Origin of the sequence: Psychrobacillus sp. BM2 (assembly GCF_048572895.1) — a bacterium.
Lineage (GTDB): Bacteria > Bacillota > Bacilli > Bacillales_A > Planococcaceae > Psychrobacillus.
The window spans coordinates 2,489,146-2,504,789 of record NZ_CP183878.1; the positions used below are offsets into that span (position 1 = coordinate 2,489,146).

General features: G+C 36.6%; 15 protein-coding genes. 3 read left to right on the plus strand and 12 right to left on the minus strand.

The genetic code is table 11. From position 1 onward, the window contains the following. Positions 1-3 precede the first annotated feature (3 nt). The 11 genes from trxA to zapA form a co-directional block, all read right to left on the minus strand. Positions 4-318 (minus strand): thioredoxin, encoded by a 315-nt coding sequence (gene trxA / locus ACN6MX_RS12185; RefSeq protein WP_419959175.1) that lies wholly within the window; start codon positions 316-318, stop codon positions 4-6. Positions 319-661: 343 nt separating this feature from the next. Beyond that, positions 662-1,639: an electron transfer flavoprotein subunit alpha/FixB family protein gene (locus tag ACN6MX_RS12190; RefSeq protein WP_419959176.1), complete on the minus strand. Its 978-nt coding sequence runs from the start codon at positions 1,637-1,639 to the stop codon at positions 662-664. Between the two features lie 52 nt (positions 1,640-1,691). Next, entirely contained in the window at positions 1,692-2,465 is a 774-nt protein-coding gene (locus tag ACN6MX_RS12195) for an electron transfer flavoprotein subunit beta/FixA family protein (protein ID WP_419959177.1), read from the minus strand. Positions 2,466-2,490: 25 nt separating this feature from the next. Further along, positions 2,491-3,264, minus strand: a complete 774-nt coding sequence (locus ACN6MX_RS12200; protein ID WP_419959178.1) for an enoyl-CoA hydratase — start codon at positions 3,262-3,264, stop codon at positions 2,491-2,493. 16 nt (positions 3,265-3,280) lie between these two features. After that, the gene (locus ACN6MX_RS12205; protein WP_419959179.1) at positions 3,281-3,862 is read right to left on the minus strand and encodes a TetR/AcrR family transcriptional regulator; all 582 of its coding nucleotides are present in this window, start codon (positions 3,860-3,862) and stop codon (positions 3,281-3,283) included. 281 nt (positions 3,863-4,143) lie between these two features. Further along, a complete protein-coding gene (locus tag ACN6MX_RS12210) occupies positions 4,144-5,838 on the minus strand; it encodes a long-chain-fatty-acid--CoA ligase (RefSeq protein ID WP_419959180.1) in 1,695 nt (564 codons plus the stop codon). A 292-nt stretch (positions 5,839-6,130) separates the two neighbouring features. Continuing rightward, complete coding sequence (locus ACN6MX_RS12215) at positions 6,131-6,544, minus strand: DUF350 domain-containing protein (protein WP_419959181.1); 414 nt, start codon at positions 6,542-6,544, stop codon at positions 6,131-6,133. A gap of 69 nt (positions 6,545-6,613) precedes the next feature. Then, entirely contained in the window at positions 6,614-8,977 is a 2,364-nt protein-coding gene (locus tag ACN6MX_RS12220; protein WP_419959182.1) for an endonuclease MutS2, read from the minus strand. A 16-nt stretch (positions 8,978-8,993) separates the two neighbouring features. Further along, a complete protein-coding gene (polX, locus tag ACN6MX_RS12225; protein ID WP_419959183.1) occupies positions 8,994-10,697 on the minus strand; it encodes a DNA polymerase/3'-5' exonuclease PolX in 1,704 nt (567 codons plus the stop codon). Positions 10,698-11,503: 806 nt separating this feature from the next. Then, complete coding sequence (locus tag ACN6MX_RS12230) at positions 11,504-12,046, minus strand: CvpA family protein (protein ID WP_419959184.1); 543 nt, start codon at positions 12,044-12,046, stop codon at positions 11,504-11,506. 4 nt (positions 12,047-12,050) lie between these two features. Beyond that, entirely contained in the window at positions 12,051-12,311 is a 261-nt protein-coding gene (gene zapA / locus ACN6MX_RS12235; RefSeq protein ID WP_211894803.1) for a cell division protein ZapA, read from the minus strand. Positions 12,312-12,389: 78 nt separating this feature from the next. Between zapA and rnhC the strand changes: the two genes are divergently transcribed. The 3 genes from rnhC (at position 12,390) to ACN6MX_RS12250 (ending at position 14,410) form a co-directional block, all read left to right on the plus strand. After that, positions 12,390-13,322 (plus strand): ribonuclease HIII, encoded by a 933-nt coding sequence (rnhC, locus tag ACN6MX_RS12240; protein ID WP_419959185.1) that lies wholly within the window; start codon positions 12,390-12,392, stop codon positions 13,320-13,322. Positions 13,323-13,339: 17 nt separating this feature from the next. After that, complete coding sequence (locus ACN6MX_RS12245; RefSeq protein ID WP_419959186.1) at positions 13,340-13,843, plus strand: GNAT family N-acetyltransferase; 504 nt, start codon at positions 13,340-13,342, stop codon at positions 13,841-13,843. A 75-nt stretch (positions 13,844-13,918) separates the two neighbouring features. After that, positions 13,919-14,410: a hypothetical protein gene (locus tag ACN6MX_RS12250; protein ID WP_419959187.1), complete on the plus strand. Its 492-nt coding sequence runs from the start codon at positions 13,919-13,921 to the stop codon at positions 14,408-14,410. Positions 14,411-14,520: 110 nt separating this feature from the next. Here ACN6MX_RS12250 and ACN6MX_RS12255 read toward each other — a convergent pair whose 3' ends face one another. Further along, a complete protein-coding gene (locus ACN6MX_RS12255) occupies positions 14,521-15,591 on the minus strand; it encodes an NAD(P)H-dependent flavin oxidoreductase (protein ID WP_419959188.1) in 1,071 nt (356 codons plus the stop codon). Positions 15,592-15,644 lie beyond the last annotated feature (53 nt).

A 15,644-nucleotide genomic window follows, 5' to 3' on the forward strand; every position in this document is an offset into this window, starting at 1 on the left:
GTATTATGCGTTTTTTTCTACGAATTGTACTAATGCTTCTTTTGGTTGGAATCCTACTGCTTTATCAACAGGTTTCCCATCTTTAAATAATACTAATGTCGGGATAGACATAATACCGAATTGACTTGCAGTCGCTTGATTTTCATCAACGTCTACTTTTACGATTTTAACTTTGTCGCTCATTTCAGCGTCCATTTCTTCTAATACAGGAGCAATCATTTTACAAGGTCCGCACCATGTTGCCCAAAAATCTACTAATACTAATCCTTCTTCTATTTCAGTGTTAAAAGTTTGATCTGTTCCGTGAACTATTGCCATATTAAAATTCCTCCTTTATCTACTATGTATTGATTATAACAGACAGAAATATCTACATCTACATATTAGCTTGAAATCGAAAAATCGGACAAAAAGACGCCCCGTACTTTAAATTCAAAACCTGTTTTTATCGTTTTAGAAGGGCTTTAGTCAGACGTTTTACTATATTATTATCCCGTTGACCCAAGGCTCGACCTCGCCCGCAGAAAGCGTCCACATGAAACGGAAATCAGTTGTGTCATTATTTCTAAATTTGTAACAATATATTCTTAGCTTGATAATCCATAGTTATGCAAAAAAGAAAGCTGTCCAAAATTCATTCTTGGACAGCCTCCTCCAATTATTAAGCGTTTACTTTAAGTTTTTTGAACTCTTCTGTAAGCATTGGAATTACTTCGAACAAGTCTCCAACAATACCGTAGTCCGCTACTTTGAAAATATTTGCTTCTGGATCTTTGTTTATGGCAACAATTATTTTCGAGTTAGACATACCAGCTAAATGCTGAATCGCTCCAGAAATACCTGCTGCGATATAAAGGTCTGGGGTTACCACTTTACCGGTTTGCCCAATTTGTAATGAATAATCACAATAGTCGGCGTCACAAGCTCCACGAGAGGCTCCAACCGCTCCACCAAGTACATCCGCAAGCTCTTTTAAAGGTGCGAAACCTTCCTCACTCTTAACTCCACGACCACCAGCAATTACAACTTTTGCCTCTGATAAATCTACGCCTTCTGTAGATTTACGAACTACTTCTTTAATAATTGTACGAAGGTTTGTAATATCTACTGACAAGGAAGAAACGTCCGCCGATTTACTGTCATCTTTTGTAAGTGGTGCAATATTGTTAGGTCGTATTGTGATAAATTCAATACCATCCTTCACTTTAACTTTTTCAAAAGCTTTACCCGAATAGATCGGACGGATAAATACAGCCGCATCGCCTTCACCTTCTATAGAAGTTACGTCTGATACCAAACCAATTTGCAGCTTACTTGCAATTTTGGGAGATAAATCTTTCCCTAGTGCTGTATGACCAAATACGATTGCTTCCGGCTGTTCTTGATCAATTACAGCTAATAACGCTTGACCAAAACCATCTGAAGTATATTGTTTTAAATGTGGATGTTCCACAGTGATTACTCGATCTGCACCATATTTTCCAAGCTCAGTAGCTAGTTCTCCCACTGAATCTCCTAATAGAACACTAACAACTTCTCCACCACTAGAAATTTGTTTAGCTGCGGCGATAGCTTCATAGGATACGTTACGAAGAGCACCTTCACGTGCCTCTCCTAATACTAATACTTTTTTTGACATGACTTTTTCCTCCTAATTTTAAGATTAATTCCAATCAAATTTGCCGAAAAAGTTAAACGACTTTCGCTTCCGAGTGAAGTAGATGAACTAACTCTTTAACTTGATCAGCTAGCTCGCCTTCTAATACTTTTCCAGCTTCCTTTTTAGGAGGTAAATAAATTTCAATTGTTTCTGTTTTTGCTTCTACATCATCTTCATCAATATTTAAATCATCTAACTCTACTTCTTCCAAAGGCTTTTTCTTCGCCTTCATAATTCCTGGAAGGGATGGATAACGTGGTTCATTTAGTCCTTGCTGAGCAGTAACCAATAATGGCAATGAAGTTTCTAATACTTCCGTATCTCCTTCAACATCACGCTTGATTGTCACGGTTGTGCCATTAATCTCTAAGCTAGTAATAGTAGTTACATAGTTAATGCCTAAGCTTTCAGCAACTCGTGGCCCTACTTGTCCAGATCCACCATCAATCGCTACATTACCTGCTAATATTAAATCTGGATTTTTATCCTTTAAGTATTCAGAAATGATATGTGCAGCAGTAAATTGATCCAGCTCTTCTACATCATCTTCAATATTAATAAGGACTGCTTTATCTGCGCCCATTGCTAATGCTGTACGAAGTTGTTTCTCAGCGTCTTCTCCACCCATTGTAAGAACTGTTACTTCTCCGCCTTGCGCATCTCGAACTTGAATTGCTTCTTCAATAGCATACTCATCATAAGGATTAATAATGAATTCTGCCCCATCTTCTTGAATTTTCCCCCCGCTTACAACGATCTTCTCTTCAGTATCAAATGTACGTTTTACTAAAACATAAATATTCATTTAGATATCCTCCCAATGTAAATTATTATTTACCTTTAAATACAGGTTCTCTTTTTTCAATAAATGCAGAAATGCCTTCTTTTGCATCCTCTGAAACAAATACAGTTCCAAAAGCATTTGCCTCTGCCTTAACACCTTCATGATATGAAACTGGTTTAGAGTACTGAAGCATTGCCAATGCAGTTTTTACAGCTATCGGACTTTTCTTCGCAATTTTAACTGCAAGCTTATTGGCCTGTTCAAATAGATCTTCTTCCGCATATGCGTGATTAGCAAGACCTAACTGAGCTGCCTCTTTTCCGCTAATCGGATCACTTGTTAATAGCATTTCTGCCGCTTTTGCAAATCCTACATAACGGGGCAGACGCTGCGTACCAGCAAAACCTGGTATTAAGCCTAGCTGTAGCTCCGGTAGCCCAAGTTTGGCATTCTCTGATACAAGTCGAATATGACAACTCATCGCAAGTTCAAGTCCCCCACCTAGTGCAGCACCATGAATTGCAGCAATTACAGGTTTCGAGAAAGTTTCTACTCTTTCGAAAATTGTTTGTCCACTTGCTGCAAGCTCCGAGAATGCTGCTCCAGATGTAATGGAGGTAAACTCTTTGATATCTGCTCCTGCTGAGAAAAATCTACCTTCTCCTTTTAGCAAGATCACCCGAACAGCATCATCATTTTCTACTGCATCTAGCAACTCATTTACTTCTAAAATAACTCCTCTCGCCAAAGCATTTGCTGGTGGACGATTTAGTGTTACAGTTGCTACACCCTCTTCAATAGTCCATGACAGAAATTCCATTTTCCCACTCCCTTTGTTAACCTTTTACCCCATTTAACAATAGACGATGTACTTTACCTGTTAGATCAACTAAATCATATTTATGTTCGTTCATGACCCAAGTAGTAGTCGTCTCATCAATTGTACCAAAAACCATCTGTCTTGCTAAGCGAATATCGATCGAATGTTCAAATTCCCCTTGTTCGATCCCTTCTTTTAAGATGGTATCTAATAACACTAAATAATTTCTTAAAACTGCATTAATTCGTAATCGCAATGCTAAATTGGCTTGTCTTAATTCTAACTGCGTGACCGTTGCTAAATGGTGATCGCTCGATAGCACCATAAAATGATTCTCAATCATTTTATATAGCTTTTCTGAGGAACTAATGTCCTGTTGAATTATTTCCTTTAAATTTTCTGCAAATATTTCCATTTTTTCTTCAAAAACTGAAACTAAAATTTCTTCTTTGTTTTTAAAATATAAATAAATTGTGCCGTCAGCTACTCCCGCCTGTTTGGCTATTTTAGAAACCTGGGACTGATGATATCCATTTTCAGCGATTACGATAATTGCCGCGTCAATGATTTGCTTATATTTTGGTTTGTCCTTTTTCAATATGAATTCACCACCAATTAATCAATTACCCCATAAGGTAATTGCGTTCAGACTTTGAATGGAGGCCTACGTGATACAGGTCAGGTAGCCATTGTCGCACAGAGGCAACGTACTTAAGCTATCATCCTTTTAGAAAACTTCCTTCAAAATCTGTTACATCTGCCGAAGACTTAAACTTTTTTTAGCTTATGTTATAGTCCTGGCTGAATAAAAAAAAATATGAATGATGATTCATTCATATTTTTATATTATATTTAATTTTATTGGTTGTCAATAATCAATTAACTTTGTACTACTTGTTTTTGTTTCGCTTTTTCTTCCTCTATTAATGTTCTTCTCAAAATTTTACCTACAGCCGTCTTCGGAAGTTCTGCTCTAAATTCATAGATTCTTGGTACTTTAAATGCTGCCAAGTTTTCACGACAAAAAGTATTTAACTCATCTTCTGTCACGGATGCTCCTTCTTTAACTACTACAAATGCTTTCACTGTTTCTCCTCTATATGGATCTGGAACTCCAGCAACAACGCATTCTTGAATTGCGGGATGTTCATATAGCACTTCTTCCACATCTCTAGGGTAAATATTATAGCCTCCAGCAATGATTAAATCTTTTTTGCGATCTACCACATAAAAGTAACCGCTTTCATCCATATACCCTAAATCGCCAGTTAAAAACCAGCCATCACGCATAGTCATTTCCGTATCCTCTGGTCGATTCCAATACCCTTTCATAACTTGAGGTCCTTTAACTGCAATTTCTCCAATTTCTCCAAAAGGTAATGGTGTCGTGGAGTCAACTGCAAAAATCGATGCTTCTGTATCCGGCCAAGGAATACCTACCGATCCTTTAACCCGATCCTCCAAATAAATCAAATTCGCATGTGTTACTGGAGAGGTTTCGGTTAAGCCATAGCCCTCTACTAATCTACCACCTGTAACTTTCTCAAAGTTTTCTTGTACCTCTAATGGTAATGGAGCGGACCCACTTAAACAAGCTACAATCGAAGATAAATCATACTTTTGGATATCTGGATGATTTAATAATCCTATATAAATCGTTGGTGCTCCTGGGAAAATAGTTGGTTTTTGCTTATCTATCGTTTTTAATGCAGTTTCCACATCAAACTTAGGTAACAATACCATTCTATTACCTAGCATAACAGAAAATATTAAAACCGTAGTCATTCCATACACATGAAAGAATGGGAGAACCCCTAATATAGTTTCTTCGCCTTCTTTGCATTTGTAGTTCCATGCTGTACACATAGTAGTGTTAGATACTAAGTTTTTATGGGTAAGCATAACCCCTTTTGGAAATCCTGTTGTACCGCCTGTATATTGTAAAAGTGCAATATCCTCTTCAAAATCAAAAGCCATACTGATCGGTTCAGCTTTTCCAACCTTCATGATCTCCGGAAATAAGTGATTCATCCCTCGATGCTCTACTTTAACACTAAATCCATATTGTTTCTTTTGAATAAAAGGATAAACAAGATTTTTAGGAAATGGTAAATAATCCTTAATACCAGTAACGATAACATTCTCTAGATCTGTATCTTTTAAAATTTTTGTAACCCGTGGATATAATATATCCATTGCTAAAATAACTTTAGCTCCTGAGTCCTTCATTTGATATGCAATTTCTCTTTCTGTATAAAGAGGATTTGTTTGAACAACAATAGCTCCAGCATATAATGCGCCGTAGTACCCAATTACCCCTTGCGGACAGTTTGGTAGCATAATTGCTACTCTGTCTCCCTTTTGAATACCAATCGATTGTAAATAGTTAGCAAATTTCAATGATGACTCGTAAAGCTCTTTGTATGATACATCTCTCCCCATGAAATGTATGGCAATCTTTGCCGGAAATTTTTTATACGCTCTTGTTAAATACTCTTGAACAGGAATATGTTCATAATCGAGCGTATGCGGAATTTCTGGTGGATATTGTGCTAACCACGGCTTTTCTGTCATTTGAATGCCCCCTTTGTTTATAATAGCGTGAATATTCCTATTTTAATTATAGAGAAAAATGAATGACAATTCAATTCTTTAATAAAAAGAGTTTTTTAAGTTTACTAGCAAGAAATAAAAAAACTGCAACGTTTACTTCTTCATCATTAAGATAAAAAGTGCTACATTGCAGTCTACAAATACGCTATTAACTTATTGTATTAATTTATAACGATATATATTATACCTACTAAGACAAATAGTAGGCCCACAGCCAATAAAATTTTCGACAATTTTTCCATTATAACCGCTCCTAAGAAATACTTGCACCAATAACAAATGATAAACCGACTGAAATAACTAGTGAAATAAACCCAATTGAACGATTATCCTTTTCGATTTCATTATCAACATTAAAGGTTGGAGTTAAAAATTCAAATAACAAGTATGCAATAATTAGTAATGTAAATCCAAATAAGCCCCAACCAATCATTTCAAATAAAGTATTATGTTGTTCAATAGAATATCTAAAAATATTACATACACCAAAAATTTTCCCACCAGTAGCAAGTGCAACTGCTACATTACCTTTTCTTATTTCTTCCCAATTTTTATATTTCGTAACTATTTCAAAAATAACCATCGAAACGAGCAAACATAGAATAACAACGCTAAAATAACCTGCAGACTCTACGAGTGGGTTTGACCAGAAACTGGATAGAAGCATGCTTAAAAACCCCTTTTAACTTTTCCTTCTATACGGAGATTCCGATAAAAAGTTTCATTATTTATAAATTTATTTTAATTCTACAACGGTTACTCCGTGACCACCCTCACCAGCCTCACCGAAACGATAGCTTTTCACACGAGAATGGTTTTTCAAAAACTGTTGTATAGCTTGTCTTAATACACCGGTACCTTTTCCATGAATAATAGAAATTCTTGGATAATTTGCAAGAATTGCATCATCTAAATACTTTTCTGTACGCATGATAGCATCTTCATATCGTTCTCCCCGGAGATCTAACTCTAGTTTGACATTTGAATCTCTTCCACGAATTGAATTCACTGAAACAGTCTGTTTTTGTTTCTCTGGTTTTACAAATTCAAGATCTGATTCATCTAGTTTCATTTTTAGCATGCCAATCTGAACAGACCATTCTGTTTTAGATAATTTCTCAAGTAGAGTCCCTTTTTGACCGAAGCTCAAGACTTTTACTTCATCTCCAGCTTTCAGCTCTTTAGCCATTTCATTTAATTTTTTTTGCTTCTTCAATACTGGATTATTTGGTAAAGCAGCATCAAGACGTTTTTTTGCATCGATTAATTCATGCTCTTTTACGAGCTTATGTGTATTTGATTGCATTTTACGTAGTTCACTAATAATATCATCTGCTTCTCGACGAGCTTCATCTACAATTTTCTTTGCCTTGTCTTTTGCTTTTTGTTCTAGTCTTTCTTTACTTTGTTCCAATTCCGCTAGTCTTAGCTCTAAATCTTCTTTTACTTTACGAGCTTCAACCAATTGAACTTCCGTTTCTTCTGCATCTTTTTCCGCTTGACGACGACTGTCCTCTAATGAGGCAATCATGGAGTTCACTTCTCCACGGTCTGTCCCCGTAAAGGTTTGTGCTTGGTTAATAATATATTCTGGTAATCCAAGTCGTTCGGATATCTCAAAAGCATTACTTCTTCCAGGCACTCCGATTAACAGTTTATAAGTTGGACTTAAGGTTTCTATGTCAAATTCAACACTTGCATTAGCAACACCAGGTCTATTATATCCGTATGCCTTTAGTTCAGGATAATGTGTCGTAGCCATTACCCGAGCGCCTGTCCCATGTACTGCATCCAAAATAGATATTGCGAGTGCTGCACCTTCTTGTGGATCGGTTCCTGCTCCAAGCTCATCAAATATGATCAATGATTTATCATCATACTTTTTTAATATATCGACAATATTAACCATATGAGAAGAAAAAGTACTTAGACTTTGCTCAATAGATTGCTCATCTCCAATATCTGCAAATACCGATTCAAACAATGCCACTTCAGAACCATCCAGGGCAGGAATAGGAAGTCCACTTTGGGCCATTAATGTACAAAGACCAACTGTTTTCAGTGTAACCGTTTTACCACCCGTGTTCGGTCCTGTAATGACAATAGTCGTAATGTCTTTCCCAAACTCGATTGTATTAGGAACAGCTGTCTCTATTGGAATAAGTGGATGTCTTGCTTTCACTAAACGAATATATCCGTTGTTATTAATAATTGGCATCGTACATTTTTGGGCTTGACCATATTTTGCTTTAGCTAAAATTACATCAACTTCTCCCAGTACATTTACTAAAAGGAAAATGTCATGTCCTACTATTTCTACCTCAGCTGTCAATCTGATAAGGATACGATTAATCTCTTCCTGTTCCTTTACTTTTAAGCTCCGTATATCATTGTTTATTTGTACTACTGCTGAAGGCTCAATGAACAATGTTTGTCCCGATGAGGATTGGTCATGGATAATCCCGCCGTAATGACTGCGATATTCCGATTTTACGGGAATAACATATCGATCATTTCGGATTGTAATGATCGAATCTGAAAGCATTTTTGCAGCATTGGCCCCTCTTGTATAGCTTTCCAATTTCTCACGTACACGGCTAACTTGTAAACGCAATTGTTGCCGAATAGAGCGCAATGTACTGCTAGCACTATCTAACACCGAACCATTTTCATCGATACAATCATTTATTTCATGTTCTAGAGCTGTTAAAACCGGGATATCCTCTTTCATCTTCAAGAAGTGAGGAATTTTAACATCCTCCGATTCTGCTACATTTTCTAAAAATTGACGTAATATTTTACTTGCGCGAATGGTACTTGCAATTTCCATTAATTCCGTAGGACTAAGCATACCCCCAATTTGGGCACGTTTAGCATGAGGACGGATATCTGTCATCCCTCCCATTGGAACATTTCCACGTAACCTGAGAATTGCCATCCCTTCATCCATTTCCTCTAACAACTTCGTCACTTCTGTAAAATCAACGGAAGGTACGAGTTTATCTATATGGCTTTTTCCAATAGATGAAGTACAGTAATTTGAAACTTCTTCTCTAATTTTATAATATTCTAAAGTTCTCAGTGCTCTTTCAGCTATCAACCGAGGCACCTCCTAATTATTTCTGTATATATTTCTTAAACTTCTCAAATGACCAAGTGTTCACGATATTGTCTTTATGCAACCAAGCTTTTTGAGCATATCGAACACCAATATCCATATATTTCAGCTGATCGATATGATGAGCATCCGTATTAATGGCTATTGGAACACCTTTTTCTTGCGCTAACTTCAAATATTCTGTGCTCAAATCGAGACGATAAGGATTTGCATTTAACTCCAAAATCTTGCCATATTCTTGCGCCCATTCTATGAGCGTTGGAACATCTGGATTATAACCATCTCTTTGTTCGATTATTCTTCCAGTTGGATGTGCAATCATATGAACATACGGATTTTTCATTGCTGTTAAGAGTCTTTCCATAATCTTTTCTTGCGGTTGACTAAAACTAGAATGGATGGAAGCTATAACAAAATCTAGTTGCGCCAAAACATCATCTTCAAAATCGAGCGAGCCATCTGGTAGTATATCCATCTCAGTACCAGAAAGTATTTCAATATCTGTGTATTTTTCATTTAACTCAGTTATGATGTCCATTTGGTTTAATAATCGTTCTTTAGAAAGCCCGTTAGCTACTTTTAAATAATTTGAATGATCCGTAATGGCCATATGTGAATAGCCTTTAGCACGGCATACTTCTACCATTTCTTCTATAGAGTGAGCCCCATCTGACCAAGTACTATGCATATGAAAATCGCCTTGTATATCCTTTAGCTGTACTAATAAAGGCAGCTGATCTAGCTTGGAAAATTCTGATCCATCTTCTCGAACAGATGGGGGGATAAAAGGCAAATCAAAATAAGCATAAAAGTCTTCTTCAGATTCAAAATGCTCCACACTTCCATCTGATAGCTCAACGCCATATTCACTTATTTTCTTACCTTGGTCTTTTGCGATCTGACGCATTTTAATATTATGGTCTTTCGAACCAGTAAAATGATTTAATGCAGAGGCGTATTGGTTTAACCCCACAAGTCGGAAATCGACATCAATCTCCACTTCCACATCTAGAGTTACGGAAACTTTCGTATCTCCAGCGGCAATTATCTTCTGTACAGGAAGTACTTTTAATAGTTCTTCCCTAACTTCTTGTGGTGAACTTGTAGCAATTATAAAATCGATATCTTTACTCGCTTCTTTGACCCTTCTGAAAGACCCCGCAACAGAAAATTTATCTATCAAAGAAATGGAAGAAAGTTTGTGCTCTATTAGCTCAACGATAGGTTCAATTTGCCAAACTGCAGTTCGTTCCGGCTTAGACTGAAGGTTTACAATTTCTAATAATATTTTCTCTTCCGTCTTCTTAGCAAAACCCGGAAGACTCTGGACTTTCCCTTCCTGACATGCCATCTTTAATGCGTCAACGGAGTCAATCTGCAATTCTTTGTAAAGCTTAGCGATTTTTTTACCGCCGAGCCCTTGAATTTTAAGCATTGGTAATAAGCCACTAGGAACTGTTTCTTGGAGTTCTATAAGCAATGAAGATTCACCAGTAGTGATTAAATCCTCTATTACTCCTCCAGTTGCTGCACCAATTCCTTTTAAAGAGAGGATATTATCCATTTCAGACAGACTTCTGTCATCTAACTCAAGCACTTGTGCAGCTTTTCGAAAAGCAGATACCTTAAAAGGATTTTCACCTTGTAATTCCATATATAATGCAATTTTTTCTAATGTTTTAATAATCGTCTTCTTGTCCAACGATGACACCCCTTTCATTTCAATTAACTAAAGATGCCCGGTCCTTTAAGTTCAAAACCTGTTTCTATCGTTTTCGAAGGACTCTGGACAGACGTTTTGCTATATGATTACCGAGTGAATTTTTAGGGTTGGTTGGTTGTGACGGACGTCACAACCAACCAACCATCATCCTTTTTTTCGGTAATCTTATGGCGTTTGCCTGTCCGTCGCCCTTCTACTACTTCTAGAAACAGGTTAATACATTTTTAAATAACTAGAGAAAAAATCCTTTCCAATTCATAGAGAAAGCTCTCGAAGATACAATTTCGTTCGCTATTTCGCTTCTTTACTTAGTAAACACTTACTATTTCTCTTTATATCCACTACTAATAAAGAAAATTTACTTTCTTCCCTTCATTACAGAATAGTGTTTCTAATTCATAAGCGATTACAAATAATTTATCACTTTCAAAAATTTGACCAATCTTATCATCTAAGCGATAAACTATGCTATATCTTAGAGTGGAGCACTGCACATTAAATTGATTGTAGCGGAAGGCGGCGACTCCAGCGGGATTAGCTTGAGCTGAAGACCCCGCTGGAAAGACATTGGTCGAACTTTGTTTGACCAATGTCTTTGCGACGAGTAACCGCAGGAGCATATGTTTTCGCAGCGAACGAGGAGGCTGAAGCCAAGCCCGCGGAAAGCGTCCGCCTGAAGCGAAAATCAGCAGTATAGTTCATTCTGTAATGTATTTTGAACCTATCGTTCACGGTACATTTTTATATACTTAACTTTTAAAAAAACTTCCCTCTACTGAGAGAAGTTACTTTTCAATATAAATATACCACCAATTTTTAACCATTTCCGATAGGATCGGCGTATGATCTAACATCCATCCGGTTAAAGCTGAACCAGATATTAATGTTTGAATAAAATCGATTGGTAATAAAGCAAACACGTAGAGCAATACAAATAAAATAAAATAAAATTCGATAAATCCTAAGATTGCACCGACAATATTGCTTACAAAGCCTAAAATAGGTAAATACTTTAAAAAGTCAAACATAGATGCAATCATTTGTAAGGCAAATTTCACCACTATAAAAATAAGCGCAAAGGCAATAATTCGATAAAATGTTTGAGCCAAATCTAAACTTTCTACTGCAATGGTCAATTTAGAGCCAGCTGTTACGGCAGGAAATGGAATCCATAAAACAAATTTATCTGCAAGTGGTTTATAATAAGTGTAAGCCACTATGAGTGCAACAATAAAACCAGTCATATGGATTAGCTGAACAATTAATCCACGTTTTGCACCAGTTATTAAACCGCCCACAAGTAATATTAATATAATTATATCTAACATATTTTCAGTCCTTTAACCTTTTCAATTCTTCTTCTAAAAGCTCTAATTGTTCTTTTACTTTTATGTAATCATGTACAGTATTTACAGCTGTGAGTACAGCAAGCTTTGCAATATCCAGCTGACTATTATGTGAATGTATTTCTCTCATTTTATCATCCACTATTGAAGCTACTAGTCTCATATGGCCAGAAGATTCAGAACCGACCATTTTATAATTCTGTCCATATATGTCAACCGAAATTCGTGTTTTTTCTTGTTCTGACAAAGCCATAACCCTCCTCAGAAAATCCTAATACTAATAATAACACGAAATAGATTACGATGTGAAGAAAGGAACGAACGAATGTCAAACGAAGTCTTATTAATGAAACCAAATGAAATAGAAAAAGTAAAATCCCATTATATGAAATTTAAGGTAGAACGCTCTGCTCCTGGAGTGGTATTTGCAGCAAAGCTAGTTGATACAACGATTACCATCTATAAATCAGGCAAGGTTATGTTTCAGGGGAACGGGGCTACACGGGAGGCATCTTTATGGGGTACAAGTGCCAGCAAAACGTTAGCAACTAGTGCAGCTAAAGGAGATATTTTACCTCCTAACTTTTCTTCCTTATCCGTATTGGGTTCCGACGAAACAGGAACTGGAGATTATTTCGGTCCTATTACAGTTGCAGCTTGCTTTGTAAGTAGCGAGCAAGTTGAGCTAGTCAAAGAACTAGGCGTCAAAGATTCCAAAATGTTAACAGACGATGTAATGCGTAAAATGGCACCTGACTTAATGGCGACTTTAACACACTCCGTCCTCGTATTGAAAAACGAAAAATACAATGATATCCAATCCCGTGGGTGGTCTCAAGGAAAGATAAAAGCTCTTATGCATAACCAAGCACTTAAACTTGTATTAACAAAAATGGACACTGAAAAACCGGCATTTATACTAATAGATCAGTTTGCAGAACGTGGCATTTACTATAATCATATTAAAGCGGAGAAAGAAATCATCCGTGAAAACGTATTGTTTTCGACAAAAGCTGAGCAGCTTCATGTTTCAGTTGCAGCAGCATCTATTATAGCAAGATATGCATTCTTAAAAGAGATGGACCGTCTAACTGAAATAGCAAATACTACGATACCAAAAGGAGCAAGTGCAAAAGTCGATGAAATAGCGGCTAAAATTTATTTGAAGCACGGAGAAGAATTTCTTAAGTCCATCACCAAATGGCATTTTGCTAATACACAGAAAGCGATTAAAATTGTAAACAAGCGAAGATTTTAGCATGGGGGTCGAACTAATTGGAAATTATTTTTGAAACAGAACGGTTGTATTTATGCGTGTTTGAACTAGCACATGTAGAGGCAGCAAAACAATTTTGGGGTAACCAAGAAGTTATGTCGCTATGTGATGATGCTTCTGCACATGAGTTGCTTCCCCAAGTGATAGAGGGATATCGTAAATTGCATGAAGACAGAGGTTTATCCGTTTACGCAGTAACAGAAAAAGAATCGGATGAAGTAATAGGTGCAATTGGTTTTAATCCAACTGATTCTATGGATGTAATAGAATTAATTTATCATTTTAGCAAAAAATCATGGGGAAAAGGTTTTGCAACAGAAGCAGCTGCAGCTTGTCTGAAGCTTGCTAAGAACAAAGGAAATATTAAAATAATCACTGCATCAGCAGATCCCCTAAATCTAGGTTCGTTAAAGATTTTAGAAAAGATTGGTTTTACCTATATGGGAATGAAGTGGTTTGAAGATACTGAGCAAGAAGAGCCTTATTATGAATATTTATTGTAAAGTCAAGATAACATAAAGCCTCAGGGATGCATAACATATATAAGTATATGTTTAACTAACGATGGAGGTTTGAGTATGATAAATTTCCAAGCTTTTCATGGTACTGTTACCATGATTAGTGATTTTATGATAGGGACTAATGGTGAAGGTGAAGGTTGTTATACACTAATGTCCGTAGATAACGGCAACGGAAATTTAGTAAATTTCGTGGTGTCCCCCACTACTTATTTTGTAGACCATCAAATGGTATCAGTAGGAGATAGGGTAAGCGGATATTATGATGGAAATGCAGCTGTTCCTCTTATATTCCCACCACAATATCGGGCACTTATTATAGTAAAAGAAAATCCAAATCAATATGTAAAAGTAGACTACTTTAACAGCCAGTTCGAAAGCAGAGATGGTCAATTAAAATTAAATATTTCACCATATACCCCAATATTATTGACAAATGGGCAAGCTTTTACAAAAAATCCAGCTAACCGAAATCTAATTATTATCTATGGACCTACTACAAGAAGTATCCCGGCCCAAACCACACCCTATGAAATTATTGTTTGGTGTTAGAAAGCATAGTATTAATTCAAACAGTGAAATATCATTTTTTTGGGGGAGTCTTCATCCCCCAGTTCAACTATTTCGAATGAGCACATTATCTATCATAACTTCTTGTGGGATTATCTATTTACTTTCCTCGCTTCATCCATAACCCTCTTAACAAGTTCTTCTACTGTCTCAATTCTAGCAAGTGCCGCACTTTGACCAGACCATAGTGACATATATTCTATGTTATTTTGAATTGCAGATTCTTTTCGAATCAATTGGGTTAGTGAATTTTGTACCGGAAAGTTTGGAAAACTATCTTCGTGTTCTTCCATTTCCATTATAAATTTATTTTTTATGCCTCTTGCCCATTTTCCAGAAAATGCACGAGTGAATGTTGTATCTCCATCTTTCGAGTGCATGATTGCTTCTTTATGTAAAGGATTTGCCCCGCTTTCTTCACAAGTCAAAAAAGCAGTGCCCATTTGAACAGCTTTTGCACCCAAATTTAAAGCAGCCATTAATCCTCTTCCGTCCATTATCCCACCAGCTGCGACAATTGGAATACATACATTGTCTGCCACTTGTGGAATCAAAGACATCAAACCAATTAGGCTTTCCTCATGCCCACTTAGGAAGTTTCCCCTATGGCCACCAGCTTCACTACCCTGCAGAACTACCACATCCATTCCAAGCTTCTCGATAGAAACTGCCTCCTCCACAGTTGTAGCTGTTCCAATAGAAATAATTCCTTCCAGTTTAAATTCTGCTACTATATCAGCATTCGGAACACCAAATGTAAAGGAACAGATAGGTACCTTTTCTTCAATAACTACTTGTATTTGTTCCATATAAGATTGAAAAGCATTTTCCATGTTTGGAAGTGTGATCTTTTCCTCATGTATGTTTAGTTCCTCACGAAATCGGTTTAATAAGCTATTCGCCATTTCTACATCGTTTTCAAAGATCTCAAATTCGCCTGGAACAAATAGATTTACACCAAAATTATTCGAAGTTAGCTGCTTTACCTCTCTGATCTGTTCCCGTAATTGGATTGGACTCATATATCCTGCCCCAATCATTCCAAGTGCTCCGTTATTAGAAACAGCAGCTACTAATGAACATGTAGCAATCCCTCCCGCCATTGGCGCTTGGATGATTGGGTAATTTATATTTAATAGTTTTGTAATTTCATTTTCCAACATTTGTCCAACCCCTATGCTGATAATAATCTTTGTCCACTGAAGGCTTGAAAAAA

Excerpts from the sequence above, each read along its gene's own strand:
- trxA (WP_419959175.1), bottom strand. The coding sequence starts at position 318 with ATGGCAATAGTTCACGGAACAGATCAAACTTTTAACACTGAAATAGAA.
- ACN6MX_RS12190 (WP_419959176.1), bottom strand. The coding sequence starts at position 1,639 with ATGTCAAAAAAAGTATTAGTATTAGGAGAGGCACGTGAAGGTGCTCTT.
- ACN6MX_RS12195 (WP_419959177.1), bottom strand. The coding sequence starts at position 2,465 with ATGAATATTTATGTTTTAGTAAAACGTACATTTGATACTGAAGAGAAG.
- ACN6MX_RS12200 (WP_419959178.1), bottom strand. The coding sequence starts at position 3,264 with ATGGAATTTCTGTCATGGACTATTGAAGAGGGTGTAGCAACTGTAACA.
- ACN6MX_RS12210 (WP_419959180.1), bottom strand. The coding sequence starts at position 5,838 with ATGACAGAAAAGCCGTGGTTAGCACAATATCCACCAGAAATTCCGCAT.
- ACN6MX_RS12215 (WP_419959181.1), bottom strand. The coding sequence starts at position 6,544 with ATGCTTCTATCCAGTTTCTGGTCAAACCCACTCGTAGAGTCTGCAGGT.
- ACN6MX_RS12230 (WP_419959184.1), bottom strand. The coding sequence starts at position 12,046 with ATGTTAGATATAATTATATTAATATTACTTGTGGGCGGTTTAATAACT.
- rnhC (WP_419959185.1), top strand. The coding sequence starts at position 12,390 with ATGTCAAACGAAGTCTTATTAATGAAACCAAATGAAATAGAAAAAGTA.
- ACN6MX_RS12250 (WP_419959187.1), top strand. The coding sequence starts at position 13,919 with ATGATAAATTTCCAAGCTTTTCATGGTACTGTTACCATGATTAGTGAT.
- ACN6MX_RS12255 (WP_419959188.1), bottom strand. The coding sequence starts at position 15,591 with ATGTTGGAAAATGAAATTACAAAACTATTAAATATAAATTACCCAATC.